A 23323-nucleotide genomic window follows, 5' to 3' on the forward strand; every position below is an offset into this window, starting at 1 on the left:
ACTCGTAGTCTGGACTTCATGACCAGCGATCCGACCGCCGCCGAGCGCGTCACCGACGGCTCCGATTCCGCGGACAACGAGGCCGCCGCCGAGTCGGGGCGGTGGGACGGGTTCAAGGACCGCTGGCGCGCCTTCCGGGAACACATCGCCCAGCGCCCTACCCTCAACCTCGGCTACCGCATCGTCGTCGGCGTGGTCGGTGGGTTGGTGCTGATCGTCGGGATCGTCACGATCCCGTACCCCGGACCCGGCTGGGCGCTGGTGTTCGCGGGATTCGGCATCCTGGCCACCGAATTCGTCTGGGCCCATCACACCTTGAACTGGGTGCGCGGCAAATACCGGATCGTCATGGACTGGTACACCTCGCGCGGTTGGTTCATCAAGGTACTCGGCGCGGTGGGCACCTTCGCCCTCGTCCTGGTGACGTTGTGGCTGCTCGGTACATTTTCGATGGTCGCAGGGTGGATCGGAGTCGATTGGCCATGGTTGCACAGTCCCCTGATGTCGTGAGCACGGTTCCCGGCCTGCTCCTCACCGACCCAGCCTGGGTCGCGGCCCGGATCGACGCGATGAGCCATACCTGGGGCACCGATGTGCCCCGGGTCGCGGGCACCCTGTGGTGGTGCATGGTCGCCTCGACCTTGGTCGAGCAGATCACGTTCGCCTACGCGGCGGGCACGCCCGCTCCGGTCGCGGCGCTCGGCGAATTCGACTGTGTGGTCCGTCCGGACGGCGGCGTCGAGCACGCGCGGTTCCACCGGATGCCGGTTGATGCCGCCGGGCGCTCCGTGCGCTCGGATGTGGGTGGCGAGACCGGCGCGGCAGCGGCCGAGGAGGTCGCGACCGCCTTGCGCGACACCTTGACCGCCGTGATCTCCCAGGTCGCGGCGGTTTCCGGGGCCGGGATTCCCGCGCTGTGGGCGGTCGTCGCCGATGCCATCGGCAACCGGGCCCTCGACGCGGGCGCCCCGGAGGCCGCGAGCCGGCTGGCCGCGGACGTGGGCCCGTGCCTGCCCGCACCACGGTTCGTCACGGTGGCGGGCCGTACTTTCGTCCGCCGCGCCTCGTGTTGCCTGGTCTACGAGGCGCCCGGTCGACAGATGTGCACGAGCTGCCCCAAGCGCGCGCCCGCCGATCGAGCCGAACAGTTGGCCGCCGCCGCGCGCGCTCGCTCCTAGGTCCATCGACACGCCCCGTCGGCGGTCCCGATAGCATGGGCGGCGCAGGATCCCCTGCGTGACCGACGCTGCGCGACCTGCCGGATGACCCGGCACCGACGTCAAGGAGAACATTCCCGTGACCACCTCTGCACCCATCAGTCCCGTCGCTCTCGTTCGGGTGCCGGCCGGGACTACCGCGGGCGCAGCGGTGCGGGAAGCGGGCTTGCCCACGAAGGGCCCGGACACGGTCGTCGTCGTGCGTGATGTCGACGGCGCGCTCAAGGATCTGTCCTGGATCCCGGAGGAGGACGCCGACGTCGAGCCGGTTCCCACGAACAGCGAGGACGGGCGCAGCGTGATCCGGCACTCGGCCGCGCACGTACTCGCCCAGGCGGTGCAGCAGGAGTTCCCGGACGCGAAACTCGGGATCGGCCCGCCGATCAAGGACGGCTTCTACTACGACTTCCAGGTCGACAAGCCCTTCACCCCCGAGGATCTGGCGAAGCTGGAATCGCGGATGAAGAAGATCATCAAAGGCTCGCAACGCTTTTCGCGTCGCGTCGTGGAGATCGACGACGCTCGCGTCGAACTGGCCAACGAGCCGTTCAAGCTGGAGCTGATCAGCGACAAGTCCGGCGCCAACCTTGCTGCGGATCCCGAGATCATGGAGGTCGGCGGCAACGAGCTGACCATCTACGACAACCTGGACCCGCGCACCGGCGAGAAGCTGTGGGGCGACCTGTGCCGCGGCCCGCACATCCCCACCACCAAGTTCATCCCCGCCTTCAAGCTGACCCGTTCCTCGGCCGCCTACTGGCGTGGCGACCAGGACCGCGAGGACCTGCAGCGCGTGTACGGCACCGCGTGGGAATCCACCGAGGCGATGGACGCCTACCTGGAGCTGCTGGCCGAGGCCGAGCGCCGCGATCACCGCAAGCTGGGCCTCGAGCTCGACCTGTTCTCCTTCCCCGATGCGCTCGGTTCGGGGCTGCCGGTGTTCCACCCCAAGGGCGGCATCATCCGCAAGGAGATGGAGGAGTACTCGCGGCAGCGCCATGTCGACGCGGGCTACGAGTTCGTCAATACCCCGCACCTCACCAAGGGGCATCTGTACGAGATCTCGGGCCATCTCGACTGGTACAAGGACGGCATGTTCCCGGCCATGCACCTGGACGCCGAGCTCAACGAGGACGGCTCCGTCCGCAAGCCCGGCCAGGACTACTACGTCAAGCCGATGAACTGCCCGATGCACAACCTGATCTTCGGCGCGCGCGGCCGTTCCTACCGTGAGCTGCCGCTGCGGATGTTCGAGTTCGGCTCGGTGTACCGCTACGAGAAGTCCGGCGTGATCCACGGCCTGACCCGCGTGCGTGGCATGACCCAGGACGACGCGCACATCTACTGCACCAAAGAGCAGATGCACGGCGAGCTCACCAGCACCCTGCAGTTCGTGCTCGGCCTGCTGAAGGACTACGGCCTCGACGACTTCTACCTCGAGCTGTCGACCAAGGATCCGAAGAAGTACGTGGGTTCGGACGAGCTCTGGGCCGAGGCCACCGAAACCTTGGAGAAGGTCGCCGAGGCTTCCGGCCTGGATCTGGTGCCCGACCCCGGCGGCGCCGCGTTCTACGGGCCGAAGATCTCCGTGCAGGTCAAGGACGCGCTGGGCCGCACCTGGCAGATGTCGACCGTGCAGCTCGACTTCAACCTGCCCGATCGTTTCGACCTCGAGTACACCGCCTCCGACGGCACCAAGCAGCGCCCGGTGATGATCCACCGCGCGCTGTTCGGCTCGATCGAACGCTTCTTCGGCGTGCTCACCGAGCACTACGCCGGTGCGTTCCCCGCCTGGCTCTCGCCGGTGCAGGTGGTCGGCATCCCGGTGGCGGAAAACTTTGTCCCGCACCTGGATTCGGTGATCGAGCAGTTGCGCGACGCGGGCGTGCGGGCGCAGGTGGACCGCAGCGACGACCGGATGCAGAAGAAGATCTTCAACCAGACCGCGCAGAAGGTGCCCTTCATGCTGCTGGCGGGCGCGCGCGACGTGGAAGCGGGCGCGGTGAGCTTCCGGTTCCGCGACGGCACCCAGGTCAACGGGGTGCCCGTCGCCGACGCGGTCGCCACCATCACCACCTGGATCGCTCACCGCGAGAACGCCTCACCCACCGCCGAGGGGTTCGAGGTCGTCTCGGCGGCGGTCGGGTCATGAGCGAGAACCTCGCCCCCGACGCCGGCTCGATCGTCGACGCCGGGGCGGGCCAGCCCGACCGACTCCAGCGGTTGTGGACGCCGTACCGGATGTCCTACATCACCGGTGAGGTCAAGCCCAAGGACGCGACCGGGCATCCGTTCACCGATATCCCGAAGATGTCGGACGAAGACGGCCTGATCATCGCGCGCGGCGAGAATGTCTACGCCGTGCTGAACTTGTACCCGTACAACCCAGGGCACATGATGGTGGTGCCGTACCGCCGGGTAGCCGACCTGGAGGACCTCACGACCGCCGAGAGCGCGGAACTGATGGCCTTCACGCAGCGGGCCATTCGCGTGATGAAGCAGGTCTCGCGGCCTGCCGGATTCAACGTGGGTCTCAATCTCGGCGGCGTGGCAGGTGGTTCGCTCGCCGACCACCTGCACCAGCACATCGTTCCGCGCTGGGGCGGGGACGCGAACTTCATCACCGTGGTCGGCGGGGTGAAGGTGATGCCTCAGTTGTTGCGCGAGACGCGGCAGCTGCTGGCGGAGGCATGGGAGGAATAAGGACCGTGCTCAGCTTCTTCGGCCGCCAGACGTTTGCGAAAGCGACTGCGCCGCTGGGCAAAGCGCTCGTCGGGACGGGGCTCACCCCGGACGCGATGACACTGATCGGTACCACGGCGACCATCGCCGCCGCGGTGACCCTGTTTCCCTCCGGACACCTGTTCTGGGGAACGATGGTCATCTGGCTGTTCGTCATGTTCGACATGCTCGACGGGGCGATGGCGCGCGCCCGCGGCGGCGGCACGAAGTACGGCGCGGTCCTCGACGCCACCTGTGACCGGGTGGCCGACGGCGCGATCTTCGCCGGACTCGCCTGGTGGGCGGTCTATCACGAGCACAGCAAGCACCTGTTCGCGCTGACCTTGATCGTGCTGGTCACCTCGCAGGTGATCTCCTATGCCAAGGCGCGTGCCGAGGCCAGTGGCCTGTCCGCCGACGGTGGACTCATCGAACGCCCGGACCGCCTGGTCATCGTCCTGGTCGGCGCCGGACTCACCGGCATCGGCGGGCACTGGGGGATCGACTGGCTGACCTGGGCCGTCTACGTGGCGATGTGGGTGCTGGCGGTGCTGAGCATCGTCACGGTGTTCCAGCGGGTGCTCGCGGTGCGCAATTCGCCGGGCGCCAGGGTGGTCATCCCACCGGCGCCGCAGCCGGACGCGGCAGAGGGATCGGCGTCGTGAGCCTCAAAGATCGAATGAGTGACTGGGGCTACGCCGCGGGCTGGGGTCTCGTGCGTTCGGCGCCGGAAGGATTGGTGCGCAAGGTCTTCGACCTCGGCGCCGATCGTGCGGTGAAGGGCGGCGGACCGCAACAGTTGCGCCGCAACCTCGCCCGTGTCCTCGGTGTGCCCGCCGATCAGGTGCCCGACGACCTGATGCGGGCGAGCATGCGCTCCTATGCCCGTTACTGGCGTGAGGCGTTCCGGCTGCCGTCGATGGACCACACAAAGATCGACTACTACGTCGGTGGCCTGGAGAATGTCGACGCCGCGCTGGAACAGGGCCGCGGTCTCATTCTGGTGCTCCCGCACTCGGGCAACTGGGACATGGCCGGTGTCTGGCTGGTGCAGCACTACGACAACTTCACCACCGTGGCCGAGCGACTGAAGCCGGAATCGCTGTTCGAACGGTTCGTCGCCTACCGCGAGAGCCTCGGATTCGAGGTGTTCCCGCTGACCGGTGGCGAGCAGCCGCCGTTCGCCGCACTCGCCGAACGACTGCGCCAGAACCGGATCGTGTGTCTGATGGGCGAGCGCGACCTCACCGGCAAGGGCGTGCCGGTCGACTTCCTCGGTGAGCGCACCTGGATGCCCGGCGGCGCCGCGAAACTGGCCATCGAGACCGGCGCCGCGCTGGTCCCGGTGCACGGCTGGTTCACCGTCGACGAGGACGGCACCGAAGGCTGGGGCCTGAAAGCCGAACCGGCACTGGATGTTTCCGGTGGCGTGGCGGCCGCGACGCAGGCGCTCGCCGACCGGTTCGCCGCCAATATCGCCGAGCATCCGGCCGATTGGCACATGCTGCAACCGCTCTGGGAGGGCGACCTGTCGCCCGAACGACTGTCGCGGATCACCGCGCAGGACACAGGGGGCCAGCGGTGAAGATCGGGATGATCTGCCCGTATTCGTTCGACGTCCCCGGCGGCGTGCAGGCGCATGTGGTCGAGCTCGCCCGGGTGTTCATCGAACGCGGGCACAAGGTGAGCGTGCTGGCCCCGGCCTCCGACGACACACCGCTGCCCGATTTCGTCGTCTCGGCGGGTCGCGCGGTCGCGATTCCCTACAACGGGTCGGTGGCGCGGTTGTCGTTCGGTCCGATGGCCTACACCAGGATCCGCCGCTGGATCGACAGTAACGACTTCGACGTGCTGCACATCCACGAACCCAACGCCCCGAGCCTGTCGATGCTGGCGCTCAAGATCGCCGAGGGCCCGATCGTGGCGACCTTCCACACCTCGACCACGAAGTCGTTGGTGCTCAGCACTTTTCAGGGTGTGCTCCGCCCGTATCACGAGAAGATCAGCGGGCGGATCGCCGTCTCCGAGCTGGCAAGGCGCTGGCAGGTCGAGGCGCTCGGATCCGACGCGGTGGAGATTCCCAACGGTGTCGATGTGTCCGCGTTCGCGCTCGGCGAGCCGCTCGACGGATATCCGCGCGCGGGCCGCACGGTGCTGTTCCTCGGTCGCTACGACGAACCGCGCAAGGGCATGGATGTGCTGCTCGGCGCCCTGCCCGCGCTCATCGAACACCATCCCGATGTGGAGATCCTCATCGTCGGGCGCGGCGACGAGGACCGGCTGCGCCGCGAGGCGGGCGAGCACGCGGGGCACCTGCGGTTCCTCGGACAGGTCTCCGATGCGGAGAAGGCCGCCGCGCTGCGCAGCGCCGATGTGTACGTCGCGCCGAATCTGGGCGGGGAGAGCTTCGGCATCATCCTGATCGAGGCGATGGCCGCGGGCACCCCGGTGGTCGCCAGTGAACTCGACGCCTTCCGGCGGGTGCTGCGCGACGGCACCGCGGGCCTGCTCACCCCGATCGGTGACTCCGCCGCGCTCGCCGCCGCCATCGACACCCTGCTCACCGACGACGAGACGCGCGAACGCCTGGTCAGCACCGCCACCCAGGTGGTCGCGGGCTACGACTGGCCGGTCGTGGCCGAACAGATCCTGCGGGTGTACGAAACTGTCACCGTCGGCGACAACCGGGTGCGGGCCGCCGGATGATCACCTTCTCCGCGACCACCGTTCTCGTTCTCGGGCTGATCGCCCTGCTCGTGCTCGCCCTCGGCGTGTGGGCCTACTCCACGGCGAACCGGCTCGACCGGCTGCACGTGCGTTCCGATCAGTCCTGGCAGGCCCTCGATGCCGCGCTCGCCCGCCGGGCCGTGGTGGCGCGCGCGGTGGCGATGTCGGAGGCCGGGCCGGTGAGTACCGATCCCCGCCGAGCCGAACGGGCCTCCCGGCTCGCCACCCTCGCCGATCGTGCCGAACGTGCCGACCGCGGTGACCGGGAAACGATCGAGAATCAGCTCTCCGCCGCGCTGTCCCTGGTCGAGATCGACCACCTGCGACCCCAGTTGGTCGCCGAACTCGCCGACGCCGAGGCCCGCGTGCTCATCGCGCGCCGCTTCCACAACGACGCCGTGCGCGACACCCTGGCCCTGCGCACCCGCAGGCCCGTACGCATCCTGCACCTCGGCGGCACCGCACCGCTGCCGCACTACTTCGAGATCACCGAGCGCGCGACGCCCGCCGCCGCGACCGGCCTCGTCGTGCACACCACCCGCACCTCCGCGCGGGTGATGCTGCTCGACGAGCAGAACCGGGTCCTGCTGCTGCGCGGCCACGACCCGATGATCCCCGAGGTGGCCTTCTGGTTCACCGTCGGCGGCGGGGTCGAACCGGGGGAGAACCTGCGCGACGCCGCGGTCCGCGAGATCTACGAGGAAACCGGTCAGCGTGTCGACCCCGCGTCGCTGCGCGGCCCGCTGTGGCGACGCGTGGCGGTGTTCCCATTCAACGGCGAACTGATCCGCTCCGAGGAACTGTTCTTCACCCTGCGCTCGCCGGGTTTCCACTGGAGCCCGGCCGACCTCACGGCCCTGGAGCGTCGCACGATCACCGATCACCGCTGGTGCACCGCCGACGACATCCGCGCGCTCGATGCCGCGGGCGAAGCGGTGTACCCGTACCACCTCGACGAGTTGCTCGTCGAGGCCGTCACCGCGGCCGAGGACGATGCCGAGCACGTGGTCCGCTCCATCCGCTGACGCACACGCGGATAACCCCGTGCGTCTGTGTCCGGCCGTTGTTACGGTGAGGGCGTGAATTCTCCGGAGGCGTCGAGAAGGTAGCCGTCCGGCCTACGGGCTGGGCGGCGTTGTGTGGGTGCGCGTCGTCGGCCGGGTAACCGGTGCGACGTGTCTTCCGCAACGCCGGACGATCGTCGATTTCTCGCGGCCAGGCCCCTTTTCGCCTGGTTTCGCCATCGTCTCGGACGCCGCGCTCGCGGTGTGGCGTCCCGGTATCGGGAGAGTTGATATTCATGCCCATCGGGGTTTTCGTGCTGGCTGTCGCCGTTTTCGCGCAGGGCACATCGGAATTCATGATGTCGGGGCTGGTGGCGCGGACCGCCGCCGACTTCGGGGTCTCGCTCGGGACCGTGGGGTTGCTGACCTCGCTGTACGCCGTCGGTATGGTGCTCGGCGCGCCGACCATGGCGGCCACAGCGGGTCGCCGGCCGCTACGGCGTTCGGCCACAACATTTCTCGCGCTGTTCTGTCTCGCGCACGTCGTCGGTGCCGTCACCACCGAGTTCGGGGTGTTGGTGGCGACGCGGGTCATCGCCGCGGTGGCCAACGCGGGGTTTCTGGCGGTCGTTCTGGCCGCCCTGCCTCGGTTGGTCGGTGCGGCGCAGATCGGGCGGGCCACCTCGGTCATCGTGTCGGGGGTGACGGTGGCCTGCATCGCGGGTGTTCCCGCCGGAACGGTGCTCGGTCAGCTGTGGGGGTGGCGCTCGGCGTTCTGGGCGGTGGCCGTGGTCGGTGCGGGGGTGCTCGTCGCGATGGTGCTGACGCTGCCGCTCGACGATAGAGACCGGTCGACGGTGTCGATTCCCTCGGTGCGGTCCGAGTGGGCTGTGCTCGGCGTGCGGCGGGTGCGGGCGGCTGTCGTCGTCGGGATCCTGGTCAATGCCGCCACTTTCGCCGGTTTCACGTATCTCGGCACGATCACCGCGCAGCTCGCGGGACAGGACAGCGGGTGGGTTCCGGTCGTGCTGGCCGTGTTCGGGATCGGCTCGTTCGCGGGCGTCACGCTGGCCGGTCGCCACAGTGACCGCCACGGCGAGCGCATCATCGGTGTCGGGACGGTAGGCCTGGTCGGCGTCTGGGCGCTGGCCGCGCTGACGGCAGAGTCGATCGCCGCGGTGGTGATCATGACGTTCGTCGTGGGTGCTGTCGCATTCGGTGTCGGGTCGACGTTGATCGCGACGATCGTGCGGTCCGCCACCCCTGTGGCACCTCGCTCGGCCGGTGCGTTGGCCACCACCGCGCTCAATATCGGTGCGGTCCTCGGTCCCGTCACCGCCGGGGTGATCGTCGATCGGGTCGGTGATCCGGTCGCCGCGCTGTGGTGCGGCGCCGCATCGGCCGCCGTCGCAGCGGTGATCGTGCTGGTCGGTCGCCGCGGGCGTCATCCGGCGCCGGACGAGGTCGGAGTCGACGTGCGGTGAATCACGTCGGACCCCGGCGGGGCCCTCGGACCAGGCCAGCTGGGGGCGGAGTTCGCATCGCCGCTGGTCGTGACAAGGCCAGTGGTGCTCAACTGGCTATGAAGGCCGAATTCGGGCAGATCTAGAATCGACGGTGACCCGAACCCGAGCGACTTGATTGGCGCCCATGACACAGGAGACATTCGTGACTACGCCTGAGACCACCAACACCGTCGGCACCGCCCGCGTGAAGCGCGGCATGGCCGAGATGCTCAAGGGTGGCGTGATCATGGATGTGGTCAACGCCGAGCAGGCCAAGATCGCCGAAGACGCCGGCGCCGTGGCCGTGATGGCGCTCGAGCGGGTGCCCGCCGACATCCGCGCCCAGGGCGGCGTGTCCCGGATGAGCGACCCGGACATGATCGACGGCATCATCGCCGCCGTCTCCATCCCGGTCATGGCCAAGGCCCGCATCGGCCACTTCGTCGAGGCGCAGATCCTGCAGAGCCTCGGCGTGGACTACATCGACGAGTCCGAGGTCCTCACCCCCGCCGACTACGCCAACCACATCGACAAGTGGAACTACACCGTCCCGTTCGTCTGTGGCGCCACCAACCTGGGCGAGGCCCTGCGCCGCATCACCGAGGGCGCGGCCATGATCCGCTCCAAGGGCGAGGCGGGCACCGGCGACGTGTCCAACGCCACCACCCACATGCGCACCATCCGCGGCGAGATCCGTCGCCTGACCTCGCTGTCCGAGGACGAGCTGTTCGTGGCCGCCAAGGAACTGCAGGCCCCGTACGAGCTGGTTCGTGAGGTCGCCCAGACCGGCAAGCTCCCGGTCGTCATGTTCACCGCCGGTGGCATCGCCACCCCCGCCGACGCCGCCATGATGATGCAGCTCGGCGCCGAAGGCGTGTTCGTCGGCTCGGGCATCTTCAAGTCCGGCAACCCCGAACAGCGCGCCGCCGCCATCGTCAAGGCCACCACCTTCTACGACGACCCGGACGTGCTGGCCAAGGTCTCGCGTGGCCTGGGCGAGGCCATGGTCGGCATCAACGTCGAAGAGATCCCGCAGCCCCACCGTCTGGCCGAGCGCGGCTGGTGATCACGGGCCCGATACCGTTCGGGCACTGAAGAATTCGCCTCGGCGGGCGTCGTGATGATCGCGACGCCCGCCGAGGCATTTTCGGGCGAGGCTCAGCGCCGCAGGAGTTCGGTGGTGAGGGCGTCGAGGCAGATCGCGTTGTCCGGGTCGAAGTCCTTGCGCGTCACAGGTCGTCCCAGTGGATTCGGCCGGGGAGGCCGCCGGGGCCGCGGATGTTCATGATCACCGTGGCGCTCGTGCGTTCCAGCGCTGCGATCAAGTCATCGGCCGATATCTCGAGGCTAGAAACGGGGACGCCACCAAGTCAACATCTGATGACTTAGCATGACTTCATGGAACCGAAGCCCGAACCGCGTCGCCGCGATCGCGCGGCCACCCGCGCCGCGCTGCTCGATGCCGCGCGTATCCGTTTCGCCGCACAGGGTTTCGACGGCACCGGCCTGCGCGAGATCGCCGCCGAGGTCGGCGTCGACCCCGCCTTGGTATCGCGCTACTTCGGTTCCAAGAAGCGGCTCTACGCCGAGGCGATGCACATGGAGATCCCGACCGGAGTGGCCGCGGATCCGCACCGGCCGGTCGTCAGCATCGCCGACGCCCTGCTCCATGACGTCGTGTACCAGGACTGGTCGCAGTACGGCGGCGAACACCCGCTGCTGGCCATGCTCCGATCGGCAGGCCACGGCGACGTGCGCGATCAGCTCCGTACCCAACTCTGCGACGGCTACCTGCGCGAATTCGCCGACCGACTCGACAGTCCCGACCCGCAACTGCGCGCGGAGCTGATCGGAGCGCTGCTGATCGGCCTCGGGGTCCTGCGCTCGGTGATCGGCACGCCCGCCGTGAGCGCGGCTCCGTTCGACCGAACCTGGGTGCTCGTGGGCCGCATGGTGAACGCCCTGACCTGACGGCTCAGAGGATTCCCTGTTCGTGGGCGTAGATCGCGGCCTGGGTGCGGTCGCGGACGCCGAGGCGTTGGAGGATGCTCGAGACGTGGTTCTTCACGGTGCCCTCGCTGAGGTAGAGGGACCGGGCGATCTCGCGATTGGCGGCCCCGGCGGCGAGCAGGCGGAGGACCTCGGTTTCGCGGCCGGTGAGGTCGATGGTGGGGCGTGGGATGCGGGAGCGCACCATGGCGGCCAGACGCGCGGTGACGGCGGCCGAGTACTGGTCGACGCCCGCGTGCGCGAGGCGGATCGCCTGGGCGAGTTCGGCGGCGGGGAGATCCTTGAGCAGGTAGCCGGACGCGCCCGCGTGCAGGGCCGCGACGATGTAGCCGTCGTCGTCGAAGGTGGTGAGCATCAATACTGTGACCCGCCCGCGCAGCCTGGTGGCCGCCTCCACGCCGTCGGTTCCCGGCATACGAACATCCATCAGCACCACATCCGGCTCCAGTGCGGTCGCGAGTTCGACGGCCTCGGAACCGCTTTCGGCCGCACCGAGCACTTCGATGCCGGGCTGCAGGGCGAGCAACGCGGCGATCCCTTCACGAACCAGGCGCTCGTCGTCGGCGATCAGCACGCGGACCTTCGGGACAGTGCCCGATACCTCGGGATCGTGTCCGGTCATCGTCCCACCACGGGGATCGTGGCCAGCAGACGAGTTCCGTCGGGACCGGAGGTGATGCGCACCTCGCCGCCGACCAGGTCCAGGCGTTCACGCATTCCGGACAGCCCCTGACCTTCCGTCGCGCCGGGCGCGAAACCTGTTCCGTTGTCGGCGATATCGAGGATGCCGGTGCTCGCGGTGAGGTCGACGCGGACCGCGACGGCGGTGGCGTTGGAGTGGCGGCGTGCGTTGGTGAGTGCTTCCTGTGCGGCGAGGTACAGGGCGAGACGGACGGGTTCGCCGACGGTGTCCTCGGTGCCGGTGAGGTCGAGGGTCACGGCGAAGCCGGTGTCGTCGAGCCGGGTCGCGAGCGCTCGCAACGCGGTGGCGAGGGTGAACTGCGTGTCGTCGGCGCGCAGGGTGCCGACCGCGCGCCGCACCTCGTCGAGAGCCAGGCGCGTGGAATGACGCCCTTCGGCGAGTGCCCGGTCGGCGATATCGGTGTCCAACGGCCGGTAGGCGGCCGATTTCTCCAGTTGGATCGCGGTCACCACGAGATGGTGGCCGACGCTGTCATGGATATCGCGGGCCACCCGGGTGCGTTCGGCGACGGTGGCGAGGGAGACCGCCTGGTCGGCGTATTCCCGGAGCCGGGCGTGCGCGTCGGACAGTTCGGTGAGCAGTGTTTCGGCGCGGCGCCGCCCGGTTTCCTCGCGTTCGGCGATCACCGCGATCGCGAGGGCGAAAACGACGCCGATCGTGAACATCAGCAGATCCGAGAGCGCTTCGGGATTCGCCCGCAGCGCCGGTCGCCCGAGGACGATGATCGCGGCGAGGAGTAGACCGCCACCGGCGAGTGCGTAGGCGACACGATGCCCGACGGTGAAATAGGCAGTGAGCGGAAGCAAGACGAACAGGACCTTCGCATTGCCACTGCTGTCGAGCACGGTGATCACCGTGTACAGGACGGCGCGGACGACCAGCCCGGCGATCGCGAGGGTCCTCGACCGGGTGAACCGCGCTGCGGCGAGCTCCAGCCCTCCTGCGAGCGCGAGGGCCCCGGCGAACGCGCTCGACCTGGCGGGGTCGACAGGCCCGGTCGAGGCGACGGCGAGCCCGGCGACCAGCACGGAGACATAGAGGAAGCACGCGACCCAGGTCAGTGCGCGCGGTCGATGCATTCGCTGAGCGTATGGCCAGATTCGTCGCACGGCCACGGTCGCGAGGAGATTGTGGCCGAAGGTCATGGGTCGCCCGGCACTTACCGCCGTGACCACCGGATTCCTACCGTCGAGCTCGACATCGAGAAGGGATTTCGACATGGACACACGAGCACTACTGCGACTGGGCGGCGTCTCCGGCTTCGTCTGCGGCGGAGCGATCGCGGCGGCCGGCATAATCGAACTGATCGCCGCGGGCAAGATACCGATCACTCAGATTCTCAACGGGGCCGCCGTCCCCTTCGGGATCGGTCTGCTGGTGGCGTTGTACGCGCTGCTGCACCAGCGTCTCGGCCGCTTCGGAGCACTCGCCTTCGTCGTGCAATTCCTCGGCTTCGGCTATTTCGCGGGTATCGCCTTCGCCATGAACTTCGTGCTGGTCTATCTGGACAAGCCGGTGGTCGACGAATTGCTCACCAGCCCGGCGAAATTCGCCTTCCTCGCCACCGCGGTCCTCGCACTGAGCGGGACGCTGCTGTTCGGCACAGCGCTGCTGCGTAGCGCGGCGGTTCCGCGCGGCGCGGCGATCCTCTACACCGCGGGCCTGTCGGTGCTCTGCCTGACCTTCCTGCTCCCGGCGACGCTGGTCCGCGTCGGACACATCGCGGCCGGATTCGGCATGGTGTGGCTGGCCTGGGCCGTGTGGTCGAGCGTGACAGTGAACTCGGCGGCTGCCGCTCGCGCGTGGCAGCCGACACCCGATCCGGCGCGCTAGCGCTACCAGGGCCGCGGCCTACGGCTGACCCGCCGCGCCTTCGGTATCGGTGGTGAGGGCGTCGGCGAAGTTCTCGGCGTAGCCGAGGATGAGCTGGCGCTGGGTGGGCAGCAGAACGGCCAGCTCGTGCCAGGCGATGGCGGTGGGGGAGCCGTAGAGGTGGGTCAGGTCGGTGACCAGAGCCGCGGCCTGTTCGGGGGTGGGGGCGGTGGGGCGGGCGAAGGCGAGCAGGGACGCGCCGATGGCGATGTGGCGGTAGCCGTGGAGGGCCATGCGGCGGATGACGGTGTGGTTGTCGTAGGTGCTCCAGTCGTCGGCGAAGTACCCGTTCGGGATGCCGGCGATCGCGAGGTCGTCGCGGTCCACTGGGACGCGCTGGATCAGCACGACGTCGTCGACCACGCGGTCGGGGGAGCGGTTGGCGGCGACGAGCGCGGCGAGTTCGTCCTCGGACGCGTTGCGGGTGTCGCGCAAGGATTCCCACGGGACGCGCGCGGACGGATTGTCCAGCAGCGCGGCGATCCGGGAGACCGTGGCGTTCTCGGCGTGGTGGGTGGCGGCGGGATCGTCCGGGTAGTCGTGGCCCGCGCCGTCGCCTTCCACGAGTCCGAGGGTGGCGTGCATGCTCGTGTACGCGCACTGGCCGAGATCATCGAGCGTGCACAGGATCCGCGCGTCGGGATGGTCCATCCGGACGAGCTCTAACGCGTCGAGCAGCTGGGCGAAGGTGGTGACGTCGTCGAGGCGGGCAACGGTGTTGGAGTCCAGCCGGTTACGTCGAACGGGTGGTTCGCCCGGCTCGAAAGTCGTCATCTGCACCCCGCCATCCTGGCACGGCCTTCGGCGCGTCGGAGTGATCCCGGCGCCGGTGGGCGATGTGGGCCGCGTCTGCGCCGTGCGCTGTGCCCTCGCAGGCGCGTCGTTCCGCGATGTCGGCGTCGGTTGGCCCAGGATTTGCTGCCAACTGGGCGTACCGTACAGTCGGTCCGTGACCGCGCTCGACTTCTGCTTGCTGGTCGTCGCGGGTTTCTTCACCGGCTTGATCGGTTTCGTCACCGGGATGGCCTCGATCGTCTCCTATCCGGCGCTGCTGGCCGCCGGTTTGCCGCCCGTCGCGGCCAATGTCACCAATACTGTCGCCATGGTCGCCGTCGGCGTCGGGGCGACCGCCAATTCCGGACGCGAACTCGTCGGACGCGGGTCCACGCTGGTGCGCTGGGCGGTGTTGTCGGCGTTGGGTGGGCTTCTCGGTGCGCTCGCACTGCTGGTCGCCCCGGACGGCGCGTTCGAGGTGGTCGTGCCGTTCCTGGTGGCCATGGCGTCGATCGCGCTGCTGGTGCAACCACTGGTGCGCCGCCACATCGGTGAGCTCAGCGCGCCCTGGATCGTGCCGGTCGGCATCCTGCTCACATCGGTGTACGGCGGGTATTTCGGCGCGGGCGCGGGGGTGATCTACCTGTCGATGATGCTGCTGTGCACCTCCGAATCCCTCTGGAGCGCCTCGATTCTCAAGAGCTTCCTGCTCGGCATCGCGAACCTGGTCGCCGCGATCGGGTTCGCGGCCTTCGGGCCGGTGCACTGGGGTGCGGCGCTGGCTCTCGGTGCGGGTGCGCTGGCCGGTGGCTGGTGCGGTCCGCCGGTGGTGAAAGTGATTCCACCGAGCGTCTTGCGGGTGACGGTCGGGATCTGCGGACTCGGTCTCGCCGTGTACCTGGCTCGATAGGCGGCCGCGCGGCAGTCGAGGACCGTTGCGCGACTGTGCCCCGCGGGGCCGTTGTTTCGCCTGCCGGGGTGTGGTGCGGTCCGTAGCCTGGAAGCGGTGCACCACTCAGATAGTGAAATCGCCATCCACGCAACAGAGGTCGCTTCGGCAGTGATTCGGTCGGCGTTCCACGCTCCGCTCACGCGCTACGCCAAACAGGGCGACGACTTCGCCACGCAGGCCGATATCGCGGCCGAGAAAGCCATCCTCGATGTCCTCGCGACCGCGTGCCCGGACGACCGGTTCGTCGCCGAGGAATCAGGAGTCACCGGTCCGGCCGGCAGCGACCGCACGTGGTTTGTCGATCCACTCTGTGGCACAAGGAATTTCGCTGTCGACACCGCGTTCGTGGCGGTCAATGTCGCCCTGCGCGACGGCGACACCGTGACGGCGGCGGCCACCGCCGACCCGTTCGCCGAGGAAGTGTTCTGGACAGCGGGGGAAGGTGCGTTCCTGCGCGCCGAGGGTCGCGACGAGCCGTTACGGCCGTACTCGGGAAGTCACCTCGTCGATGTCGACCTCGACCACCCGTTCCCGTGGTCGACCCCGGCGCGACTATTCGACGCCGAAGGCTTCGCGGGCGAATTCCATCCGCGGGTGTTGTCGACCTCCCTGGCCCTGGTCTGGGTCGCGGCGGGACGGCGCGCCGCCTACATCACCGGCGGCGATCTCCGTGACAGTGTGCATTTCACCAGCGCGATCGCGGTGTGCCAGGCGGCGGGCTGCGTGGTCACCGGCCTCGCCGGGCAACCGCTGCACACCCCACCACACGGACTGATCGCGGCCGCGGACGCGCCGACCCACGCCCGACTGGTCGACGCGGTGGCAGGTCTGCGCGCCGGGTAGCACTGGGGTGCATCACAATCGAATCCTTCTCACAGACCCACGTTGTGTGTATCTCAGAGTTTCCTCAACATCGCTGGGTAGCGTCCGGGCCGTGGCATCGAGGCCTGCGCTGTGTGGCGCCGGTGCGACGCCGTCGCCCAGAGGGCGAGATTCCGACCCGACGTAAGGACGAGTGGATGAAGTTTCGTAGGACCGGACGAGTCGCGATCGCAGGACTGGCTGTGGTCGCCGCCCTCGGACTGAGTGCGTGCAGTGACGACAAGGGTGACAAGCCCGCCGCCAAAACCACCACCAGCGCCAAGGCTCAGGGTTCGGCAGCCGCGAACCTGCCCGCCGTGCCGACGGTCGAGCAGCTCAACGCACAGCTCGGCACCTCGCTGGATCCGGCGGTCCCCAACGACCAGAAGCTGGACTTCGTCCAGGGCATCGAGGCCGATCCCGAGCTGCCGAACCGCCTGGCACAGGCCGTGCAGGACAACAACGTCCAGGTGCAGGTCACCGAGGTGACCTCCTTCGGTGACAGCGTCAACGCCAAGGCCAACTTCACCGTCAACGGCCAGACCAATGTCGTCGACGTGCCGTTTGTGGCCGAAGAGGGCAAGTGGAAGGTCCAGAAGTCGTGGGCCTGCACCATGCTGACCAACCTGGGTCAGACCTCGGTCGCCTGCGCCTGATCGTTCTCGCCGAAGCCCCGTTCGCTCGTCGCGGACGGGGCTTTCGCGCGCCTGCGTGACGCCGCGGTTTCCGCGATCTCAGCTGCGCAGCGCCGCCCGATCGGGATGATCCCAGCGAACGGTCCATGTCGCTTCCTCGGGATGGTCGGCTGTGTGATCGCGCACAGCGGGCAACGTCCAGTGCTGCTCGGCGGGCGTGCGTCGCAGCGCCGCTTGCGTACTGAGTTCCAAGCGGACCGTGAGATCGAAATCCAGACCGCGACCCAGCAGCATCGGCCCGGCGAGCACCAGCACCAGATCGGCCTGCGCCACGCGAATCGCCGCCCGTGCGGACCTGTCTCTCTGCTCGTCCCACAGCGCGGGCAGCCAGCGCCCCTCGGTGCGCATCGCGTCCACGATCTCTCGCCGGATCGCCTCGTAGTCGAACCACGCTGTGCGATAAGACCATTCGTCATCGCGCCCGTATTCCATGCGCAGCGACGCGGGGCGCACGTAGTCGTGCACCGACACCACCGCCGCCGATCGGCCCCGATCCGCGAGCGTCTGCGTGATCCGGCGGCCCAGTTCGACAGGCATCGCGGCATCGGCACCGTCCACCGCGAGCAGCCGTCGCCCCGGCAGCTCGACGAGCCGGTCGGCGACGAGCCGGGCGAGGGCGGCGGGGGAGGTGGGAGTGAACGTCGGCACCGGACCATCTCAGCAAATTCCGGGCCGCTGCGCAGAGCCGGACATACCGCCCGGTCGGCAAGGCGATAATCTCGAGCGCATGGCGACAATCGACGAGGCGCTCGCGATCGAGCGACTGGAGCGCGACATCTTCCGCGGTGCTTCCACGGAGTCTCAGCTACCGCGCACCTTCGGCGGTCAGGTGGCCGGGCAGGCGCTGGTCTCGGCGGTCCGCACCGTCGACCGCAGCTTCCAGGTGCATTCCCTGCACGGCTACTTCCTGCGACCGGGCAATCCGGAGGAACCCACCGTCTACCTGGTGGAACGCATCCGTGACGGCCGGTCGTTCTGCACGAGGCGGGTCACCGGCGTGCAGGACGGGCAGGCGATATTCACGATGTCGGCCTCGTTCCATCACGGTGACGAAGGGCCGGAACACCAGGACGTGATGCCCACGGTCGACGGTCCCGACGACCTGCCCGACGCCAGCGTGACCATGACCCCCGAGCGGCTGTGGGCAATGCGTGAATGGGAGCACTGGGACATCCGCACGGTCCCGCAGGAGCAGGTCGTCGCGCGCGACGGCGCCGTCTCCCCTCAGCAGGTGTGGTTCCGGTACCGGCACCCGCTGCCCGACGACCCGATGTTCCACGTCTGCACGCTGGCCTACATGAGCGATATGACGCTGCTCGGCTCGTCGAAGGTGATCCACCCCGACGAACCGACCCAGAACGCGTCGCTCGACCACGCGATGTGGTTCCTGCGCCCGTTCCGTGCCGACGAATGGCTGCTCTACGACCAGTCCTCACCCTCGGCCGGTTTCGGTCGCGCGCTGACCGGCGGCAAGATATGGGACCGCGAGGGCAACCTGGTCGCCGCTGTCGTCCAGGAAGGGCTGATCCGCACGCCGCGCCAGAAGTGAGCGTGAGCGGGCCCACATCGGGCGCGCTCGTAAGCTCAACGGCTGTGAACGCAACCTCGACCCCCACCCGGCCGACCATCGGCGTCCTCGCGTTGCAGGGCGACGTGCGTGAACACGTTGCCGCGCTGGAGCACTGCGGGGCCGATCCGGTGCTGGTGCGGCGCGAGTCGGAGCTGGCCGCCGTCGACGGGCTCGTGCTGCCCGGTGGCGAGTCGACCGCGATCTCCAAGCTGTTGCAGGCGTTCGACCTGCTGGAACCGTTGCGGGCCCGGCTGCGCGACGGGCTGCCCGCGTTCGGGTCCTGCGCGGGCATGATCCTGCTCGCCTCGGAGGTCCTCGACACCAGGGCCGATGCCCAGCACCTGTCCGGCATCGATATGACGGTGCGGCGCAACGCGTTCGGTCGGCAGGTCGATTCCTTCGAAACCGATCTCGACTTCGCGGGCCTCGACACGCCCGTACGCGCGGTGTTCATTCGCGCCCCGTGGGTGGAGCGGGTGGGCGACGGTGTCGAGGTGCTGGCGCGGGTGCCGCACGGGCCCGCCGAGGGACGTATCGTGGCTGCCAGGCAGGGCAACGTGGTGGCGACCTCGTTCCACCCCGAGGTGACCGGCGATCTTCGAGTGCACGAACTGTTCGTCGACCTGGTTCGCGCCGCCCGCTAAAGCCCGCGTCGGCGGGCGTGGCGGACGGTGAGTAGGCTGGATCGAGCTTGTCCGCCCGGGCAGACGCGCAACCGACTTGAAGGAAGTAGGGCATGAGCGGCCACTCCAAATGGGCCACCACCAAGCACAAGAAGGCGGGGATCGACGCCAAGCGCGGCAAACTCTTCGCCAAGCTGATCAAGAACATCGAGGTGGCGGCCCGCACTGGTGGTAGTGACCCTGCGGGCAATCCGACGCTGTTCGACGCCATCCAGAAGGCGAAGAAGACATCGGTCCCCAACGACAACATCGAGCGCGCCCGCAAGCGCGGCGGTGGTGAAGAGGCCGGCGGCGCCGACTGGCAGACGATCATGTACGAGGGCTACGGGCCCAATGGTGTCGCCGTGCTGATCGAGTGCCTCACCGACAACCGCAACCGCGCCGCGGGCGAGGTCCGACTGGCGATGACCCGCAACGGCGGCAACATGGCCGATCCGGGTTCGGTGTCGTACCTGTTCGCCCGCAAGGGCGTGGTGACCCTCGAGAAGAACGGCCTGTCCGAGGACGACGTCCTCGAGACGGTCCTCGACGCGGGCGCCGAAGACGTCAACGACCACGGCGATCTCTTCGAGATCATCACCGAGCCCGGCGATCTGATCGCGGTGCGTTCGGCCCTGCAGGCCGCGAACATCGACTACGACTCCGCCGAGTCCGGTTTCCAGGCGTCGGTGTCGGTCGCGGTGGACGCCGAGGGCGCTCGCAAGGTGTTCAAGCTGGTCGACGCGCTCGAAGACAGCGACGATGTGCAGAACGTGTACACCAATGTCGACATCTCCGACGAGGTCGCCGCGGAACTCGACGACGAGTAGGGTTTCCGGTCCGTCGAACCGCCCCGGCCGTGAATTCGGCCGGGGCGGTTCACGTTCGGGCTACGACGCGCGCTGCTGGTAGTAGCTCGACATCGACGGGTAGTAGTCGGCGAAATCGGGGCGTTCGGTGTGCGTGCTCGCGGCGACGAACATGTCCGCGTAGTACTCCCAGCCCGGACCGATCTGCGGGATCTCCGCCAGCTGGTATTCCGAGGTCAGGTGGTGGACCAGGCGCAGTTCGGTGGCCGCGCCGGTGTCGAGCAGGGTCACCTCGAGTCGCCACACGCCGATCTGGTCGGTCGAGGAGAGGCCGAGGTGGATCGGCGCGGTGCAGTCGTCGATGCGCATCGACGACCACGGCTCACCCTCCTCGAACCGCATCTGTACCCGGATGGTGTTGCCGGTGCCCGCGTCGCCCTCCCAGGTGCCGTACCAGCTCGCGGTCAGATGCGGGTCGGTCAGTCGCGCCCACACCTCCTCGATCGGCAACCCCAACGACCGGGTGATCACCAGATCCCGCCCGTCGGGTGTCGGCACGATGTCACCGGTGGGTATGGCCATGTGGGGTTCTCCTCGTCTCGGACGGACCGACCATGCCTGACTTCCTCGACGGTACCCGTGGTCGACGGCCGATCCCCGGCAGAATGGGGATCATGACGCGAATCGATGCGGTCCGGGGCGACATCACCGAACAGCAGGTGGACGCGGTGGTCAACGCCGCGAACTCCTCGCTGCTCGGCGGCGGTGGCGTCGACGGGGCGATCCATCGCAAAGGGGGCCCGCAGATTCTGTCCGAATGCCGCGACCTGCGCGCCTCGCACTACGGCAAGGGTCTGCGAACCGGGCAGGCGGTGGCGACGACCGCGGGGCTGCTCCCCGCCCGCTGGGTGATCCACACCGTGGGCCCCGTGTGGTCGGCCACCGAGAATCGCTCCGAACTGCTCGCCTCGTGTTACCGCGAATCCCTGCGCGTGGCCGACGAATTGGGGGCGGCGACGGTCGCGTTCCCGGCGATCTCCACCGGCATCTTCGGCTGGCCGATGGACGATGGCGCGCGGATCGCGGTCGAGACCGTACGCGCGGCCGAGACGGCGGTGACACAGGTGCGGTTCGTGCTGTTCGACGATCGTGCGCTCGAGGTCTTCGCCGCCGCTGTGGGGTAGGGGCCCTGTCCTGTGGTGTCGCTAGCGGGTGCTGATCTCGCGAACTTCACGTAGGTGTTGTTCCATCGCGGCAGCGGCGGCGGGGCCGTCTCGATCGTCGACCGCGAGCAGGATCTGGGTGTGGCCGTGGACGGAGACGCGGCGGCCGAGCGGAGTGCGGTGCGAGAGGGCTCGGGTGTGGCGGGTCCACTCCGTGGTCATCGTGCAGAGCGTGACCAGCAGTGGGTTCTGGGCGGAATGTGCCAGTAGCGTGTGGAATTCGATGTCGAGTGCCATCGAGTCCGCCGGGCTGAGGGCTTCGTCGGAGCGGTCGATGATCTCGTGCAGTGACAGCAGATTCGATTCGACCGCGTGGAGGGCGGCGAGCTGGGCGATGCGCGGTTCGACCAGCTCGCGGAGTTCGGTCGCGTAGGCGAGTTCGGTGTCGAGGTCGGCGAGGTTGCCGTGCAGTTCGGCGGCGCCGCGGGGGAGCTCGGTCACGGTGCTGCCGCGGCCCTGTCTGCGATCGACCAGTTTCTTGGATTCCAGCTCGAACATGGCTTCGCGCAGCGAGGACCGTGACACGTTCAACTGCGCCGCGAGTTCGCGTTCGGGCGGCAGGCGATCGCCCGCGCGCAGGGTGCCGTCGATGATCAGCCGCTCCAGATGCGCGGCGACTTCGGCGCTGACGCTGCCGGTGCGGCGGCGTAGCGGGGGGATCGGCGCGACGGTCACCTGGCTCCTGTCGAAATCTGTTGATTGGTCCGGCCAAGTGTAATCGAGGCAGGGTCCGCAGGCCGATATTGCCGAGGTGTAAAGCCTCGGTTACGCACGTTTCGCCCGGTAGCAACGCTGTTCATAGTGGAATACCGTTACCGCATCAGATGGTCGGACCAATGTTCGGCTGAGTGTCGCGAAGACCGGAGGAACCACTGTGACCTCGTTGGCTGAGGACCAGACCGCCACAGCATTCCCGGTGTTGCAGCGGGGGATCCGCATCACGCCGGGGATCACCTATGTGCCCGCCGATCCCGATCAGGTGCTGTGGGGCAGGCTGCCGCGTCGCGGCGATACGCCGGTCACCACCGTCGCGCCTGGCACGAGCGTGGTGATCGACACGATCAGTCACGAGGGCATCCTCGACGATCAGGGGTCGGACCCGGTCGCTTACTTCGGCGGGCACGGCGTGGCCCGCGATCAGATCCTCGACGACACCGTCGAGGTGGTCGCCCGGCGCGTTCGCGAGGCCGGAGCCGGGCCACACATCGTGACCGGCCCGATCGCCGTCGACGGCGCCAGGCCCGGCGATCTGCTCGCCGTCCGGATCGAGCACCTCGCCCTGCGCGCGCCCTACGGTGTCATCTCGACCCGGCACGGTCGCGGCATGCTGGCCGGAACACCACACGACGGTTCCTACGGTCAGTTCTGCACGGTGACCGGGCAGGACGACGAATGGTTCGGCAGTATGCCGATCGGGCCGGGCAGCCCGCACCGGGCGCGCTTCCCGCTCGCCCCGTTCCTCGGCATCATGGGCGTGGCCACCGACACCGAGAACCGTGCGCACTCCGTGCCACCGGGCGCGCACGGCGGCAATATCGACGTCAAACTGCTCACTCCCGGCGCCACCCTGTTCCTGCCGGTGCAGGTGCCCGACGCGCTGTTCTACGTAGGCGACCCGCATTTCGCGCAGGGCGACGGAGAGGTGGCGCTCACGGCGCTGGAGGCGCCGCTGCGGGCGACCGTGACCCTTGACCTCGTTCCGGCGGAACAGGTCACCGATATCGGTTCGGGCACAGGGCCGTTCGCCGCCGGGCACGGCCTCGTCATCCCGACCGGGCTCGATCCCGATCTGGATACCGCGCTGTCGCTGTGTGTGGGCAACGCTGTCGAGCTGCTCGGCGCGCTGTTCGACACCGATCCGCGCAGTGCCTACCTCTACCTCAGTGCCGCCGCCGATTTCACGATCTCGCAGGCCGTCGATCTGACCCGCGGGGTACACGGCAAGATCCGCGTCGCCGACTTCGCGCATACCACCGGCACCGATCTGGCCCGCTACATCCTGGAGCGGGCGCGGTGAT

Annotated in this window: 26 protein-coding genes; 20 read left to right on the plus strand and 6 right to left on the minus strand. The window is 68.5% G+C overall.

Annotation, left to right across the window (positions count from 1 at the left end; all coding sequences use genetic code 11):
- Positions 1–18: 18 nt before the first annotated feature.
- The 11 genes from NS1_RS21815 (at position 19) to NS1_RS21865 (ending at position 11145) form a co-directional block, all read left to right on the plus strand.
- Positions 19–510, plus strand: a complete 492-nt coding sequence (locus tag NS1_RS21815; protein WP_056810880.1) for a TIGR02611 family protein — start codon at positions 19–21, stop codon at positions 508–510.
- Positions 507–1178 (plus strand): (2Fe-2S)-binding protein, encoded by a 672-nt coding sequence (locus NS1_RS21820; RefSeq protein WP_062987239.1) that lies wholly within the window; start codon positions 507–509, stop codon positions 1176–1178. Before NS1_RS21815 ends, NS1_RS21820 begins: the two co-directional genes overlap by 4 nt.
- 118 nt (positions 1179–1296) lie before the next feature.
- Entirely contained in the window at positions 1297–3369 is a 2073-nt protein-coding gene (gene thrS, locus NS1_RS21825; protein WP_062987241.1) for a threonine--tRNA ligase, read from the plus strand.
- Positions 3366–3920: an ATP adenylyltransferase gene (locus NS1_RS21830; RefSeq protein ID WP_056810869.1), complete on the plus strand. Its 555-nt coding sequence runs from the start codon at positions 3366–3368 to the stop codon at positions 3918–3920. The genes thrS and NS1_RS21830 overlap by 4 nt, the downstream gene beginning before the upstream one ends.
- A gap of 5 nt (positions 3921–3925) precedes the next feature.
- Positions 3926–4603, plus strand: coding sequence for a phosphatidylinositol phosphate synthase (pgsA, locus tag NS1_RS21835; protein WP_062987243.1), 678 nt, complete (start codon positions 3926–3928; stop codon positions 4601–4603).
- Complete coding sequence (locus NS1_RS21840) at positions 4600–5523, plus strand: phosphatidylinositol mannoside acyltransferase (RefSeq protein WP_084503900.1); 924 nt, start codon at positions 4600–4602, stop codon at positions 5521–5523. Before pgsA ends, NS1_RS21840 begins: the two co-directional genes overlap by 4 nt.
- Positions 5520–6644 carry a glycosyltransferase family 4 protein gene (locus NS1_RS21845; protein ID WP_062987247.1) on the plus strand — a complete coding sequence of 375 codons (1125 nt, stop codon included), beginning with the start codon at positions 5520–5522 and terminating at the stop codon, positions 6642–6644. The genes NS1_RS21840 and NS1_RS21845 overlap by 4 nt, the downstream gene beginning before the upstream one ends.
- Positions 6644–7690 (plus strand): NUDIX hydrolase, encoded by a 1047-nt coding sequence (locus tag NS1_RS21850; protein WP_062987351.1) that lies wholly within the window; start codon positions 6644–6646, stop codon positions 7688–7690. Before NS1_RS21845 ends, NS1_RS21850 begins: the two co-directional genes overlap by 1 nt.
- A 275-nt stretch (positions 7691–7965) precedes the next feature.
- Positions 7966–9153: a Cmx/CmrA family chloramphenicol efflux MFS transporter gene (locus tag NS1_RS21855; RefSeq protein WP_062987250.1), complete on the plus strand. Its 1188-nt coding sequence runs from the start codon at positions 7966–7968 to the stop codon at positions 9151–9153.
- 166 nt (positions 9154–9319) lie between these two features.
- On the plus strand, positions 9320–10240 hold the full coding sequence (gene pdxS, locus NS1_RS21860; RefSeq protein WP_056810852.1) for a pyridoxal 5'-phosphate synthase lyase subunit PdxS: 921 nt from the start codon (positions 9320–9322) through the stop codon (positions 10238–10240).
- A 332-nt stretch (positions 10241–10572) separates the two neighbouring features.
- Complete coding sequence (locus NS1_RS21865; protein ID WP_062987252.1) at positions 10573–11145, plus strand: TetR/AcrR family transcriptional regulator; 573 nt, start codon at positions 10573–10575, stop codon at positions 11143–11145.
- A 4-nt stretch (positions 11146–11149) separates the two neighbouring features.
- On the opposite strand, the gene NS1_RS21870 is transcribed toward NS1_RS21865, so the two are convergent.
- Positions 11150–11806 (minus strand): response regulator, encoded by a 657-nt coding sequence (locus NS1_RS21870; RefSeq protein WP_062987254.1) that lies wholly within the window; start codon positions 11804–11806, stop codon positions 11150–11152.
- Positions 11803–12966, minus strand: a complete 1164-nt coding sequence (locus NS1_RS21875) for a sensor histidine kinase (protein WP_169812811.1) — start codon at positions 12964–12966, stop codon at positions 11803–11805. Before NS1_RS21875 ends, NS1_RS21870 begins: the two co-directional genes overlap by 4 nt.
- A gap of 139 nt (positions 12967–13105) precedes the next feature.
- Here NS1_RS21875 and NS1_RS21880 point away from each other — a divergent pair, with 139 nt between their 5' ends.
- Entirely contained in the window at positions 13106–13720 is a 615-nt protein-coding gene (locus NS1_RS21880; protein ID WP_062987258.1) for a hypothetical protein, read from the plus strand.
- Positions 13721–13738: 18 nt separating this feature from the next.
- On the opposite strand, the gene NS1_RS21885 is transcribed toward NS1_RS21880, so the two are convergent.
- A complete protein-coding gene (locus NS1_RS21885; protein ID WP_063816228.1) occupies positions 13739–14533 on the minus strand; it encodes a hypothetical protein in 795 nt (264 codons plus the stop codon).
- A 175-nt stretch (positions 14534–14708) separates the two neighbouring features.
- Between NS1_RS21885 and NS1_RS21890 the strand changes: the two genes are divergently transcribed.
- The 3 genes from NS1_RS21890 (at position 14709) to NS1_RS21900 (ending at position 17002) form a co-directional block, all read left to right on the plus strand.
- The gene (locus tag NS1_RS21890; RefSeq protein WP_062987262.1) at positions 14709–15443 is read left to right on the plus strand and encodes a sulfite exporter TauE/SafE family protein; all 735 of its coding nucleotides are present in this window, start codon (positions 14709–14711) and stop codon (positions 15441–15443) included.
- Between the two features lie 96 nt (positions 15444–15539).
- Positions 15540–16328, plus strand: a complete 789-nt coding sequence (locus NS1_RS21895) for an inositol monophosphatase family protein (protein WP_157125334.1) — start codon at positions 15540–15542, stop codon at positions 16326–16328.
- 176 nt (positions 16329–16504) lie between these two features.
- Positions 16505–17002 carry a WKL family lipoprotein gene (locus tag NS1_RS21900; protein WP_062987264.1) on the plus strand — a complete coding sequence of 166 codons (498 nt, stop codon included), beginning with the start codon at positions 16505–16507 and terminating at the stop codon, positions 17000–17002.
- Positions 17003–17080: 78 nt separating this feature from the next.
- On the opposite strand, the gene NS1_RS21905 is transcribed toward NS1_RS21900, so the two are convergent.
- Positions 17081–17689: a nucleoside/nucleotide kinase family protein gene (locus NS1_RS21905; protein WP_062987266.1), complete on the minus strand. Its 609-nt coding sequence runs from the start codon at positions 17687–17689 to the stop codon at positions 17081–17083.
- Between the two features lie 79 nt (positions 17690–17768).
- Between NS1_RS21905 and NS1_RS21910 the strand changes: the two genes are divergently transcribed.
- The 3 genes from NS1_RS21910 to NS1_RS21920 all read left to right on the plus strand — a co-directional run bounded on the left by NS1_RS21910 (position 17769) and on the right by NS1_RS21920 (position 20103).
- Positions 17769–18590 (plus strand): acyl-CoA thioesterase, encoded by an 822-nt coding sequence (locus NS1_RS21910; RefSeq protein WP_062987268.1) that lies wholly within the window; start codon positions 17769–17771, stop codon positions 18588–18590.
- A gap of 44 nt (positions 18591–18634) precedes the next feature.
- The gene (pdxT, locus tag NS1_RS21915) at positions 18635–19255 is read left to right on the plus strand and encodes a pyridoxal 5'-phosphate synthase glutaminase subunit PdxT (RefSeq protein WP_056810812.1); all 621 of its coding nucleotides are present in this window, start codon (positions 18635–18637) and stop codon (positions 19253–19255) included.
- Positions 19256–19347: 92 nt separating this feature from the next.
- Positions 19348–20103, plus strand: a complete 756-nt coding sequence (locus NS1_RS21920; RefSeq protein WP_062987270.1) for a YebC/PmpR family DNA-binding transcriptional regulator — start codon at positions 19348–19350, stop codon at positions 20101–20103.
- A gap of 60 nt (positions 20104–20163) precedes the next feature.
- Here the strand turns inward: NS1_RS21920 and NS1_RS21925 are convergent, their stop codons facing one another.
- On the minus strand, positions 20164–20664 hold the full coding sequence (locus tag NS1_RS21925) for an SRPBCC domain-containing protein (protein WP_062987272.1): 501 nt from the start codon (positions 20662–20664) through the stop codon (positions 20164–20166).
- A gap of 92 nt (positions 20665–20756) precedes the next feature.
- Between NS1_RS21925 and NS1_RS21930 the strand changes: the two genes are divergently transcribed.
- Positions 20757–21266 (plus strand): O-acetyl-ADP-ribose deacetylase, encoded by a 510-nt coding sequence (locus NS1_RS21930; RefSeq protein ID WP_062987355.1) that lies wholly within the window; start codon positions 20757–20759, stop codon positions 21264–21266.
- A gap of 21 nt (positions 21267–21287) precedes the next feature.
- Here NS1_RS21930 and NS1_RS21935 read toward each other — a convergent pair whose 3' ends face one another.
- Positions 21288–21980, minus strand: coding sequence for a FadR/GntR family transcriptional regulator (locus tag NS1_RS21935; RefSeq protein WP_062987274.1), 693 nt, complete (start codon positions 21978–21980; stop codon positions 21288–21290).
- Positions 21981–22179: 199 nt separating this feature from the next.
- On the opposite strand from NS1_RS21935, the gene NS1_RS21940 reads away from it, so the two are divergent.
- On the plus strand, positions 22180–23322 hold the full coding sequence (locus NS1_RS21940; protein WP_255284633.1) for an acetamidase/formamidase family protein: 1143 nt from the start codon (positions 22180–22182) through the stop codon (positions 23320–23322).
- Position 23323: the final 1 nt, after the last annotated feature.

Origin of the sequence: Nocardia salmonicida NBRC 13393 (assembly GCF_001613085.1) — a bacterium.
Lineage (GTDB): Bacteria > Actinomycetota > Actinomycetes > Mycobacteriales > Mycobacteriaceae > Nocardia > Nocardia salmonicida.

What these genes read in the sequence shown, in the direction of transcription:
- NS1_RS21925 (WP_062987272.1), bottom strand. Translation starts at nt 20,664, where the DNA reads ATGGCCATACCCACCGGTGACATCGTGCCGACACCCGACGGGCGGGAT.
- NS1_RS21865 (WP_062987252.1), top strand. Translation starts at nt 10,573, where the DNA reads ATGGAACCGAAGCCCGAACCGCGTCGCCGCGATCGCGCGGCCACCCGC.
- NS1_RS21930 (WP_062987355.1), top strand. Translation starts at nt 20,757, where the DNA reads ATGACGCGAATCGATGCGGTCCGGGGCGACATCACCGAACAGCAGGTG.
- NS1_RS21875 (WP_169812811.1), bottom strand. Translation starts at nt 12,966, where the DNA reads ATGCATCGACCGCGCGCACTGACCTGGGTCGCGTGCTTCCTCTATGTC.
- NS1_RS21885 (WP_063816228.1), bottom strand. Translation starts at nt 14,533, where the DNA reads ATGACGACTTTCGAGCCGGGCGAACCACCCGTTCGACGTAACCGGCTG.
- NS1_RS21870 (WP_062987254.1), bottom strand. Translation starts at nt 11,806, where the DNA reads ATGACCGGACACGATCCCGAGGTATCGGGCACTGTCCCGAAGGTCCGC.
- NS1_RS21910 (WP_062987268.1), top strand. Translation starts at nt 17,769, where the DNA reads ATGGCGACAATCGACGAGGCGCTCGCGATCGAGCGACTGGAGCGCGAC.
- NS1_RS21855 (WP_062987250.1), top strand. Translation starts at nt 7,966, where the DNA reads ATGCCCATCGGGGTTTTCGTGCTGGCTGTCGCCGTTTTCGCGCAGGGC.
- NS1_RS21830 (WP_056810869.1), top strand. Translation starts at nt 3,366, where the DNA reads ATGAGCGAGAACCTCGCCCCCGACGCCGGCTCGATCGTCGACGCCGGG.
- NS1_RS21900 (WP_062987264.1), top strand. Translation starts at nt 16,505, where the DNA reads ATGAAGTTTCGTAGGACCGGACGAGTCGCGATCGCAGGACTGGCTGTG.
- NS1_RS21920 (WP_062987270.1), top strand. Translation starts at nt 19,348, where the DNA reads ATGAGCGGCCACTCCAAATGGGCCACCACCAAGCACAAGAAGGCGGGG.
- pdxS (WP_056810852.1), top strand. Translation starts at nt 9,320, where the DNA reads ATGACACAGGAGACATTCGTGACTACGCCTGAGACCACCAACACCGTC.
- NS1_RS21815 (WP_056810880.1), top strand. Translation starts at nt 19, where the DNA reads ATGACCAGCGATCCGACCGCCGCCGAGCGCGTCACCGACGGCTCCGAT.
- NS1_RS21880 (WP_062987258.1), top strand. Translation starts at nt 13,106, where the DNA reads ATGGACACACGAGCACTACTGCGACTGGGCGGCGTCTCCGGCTTCGTC.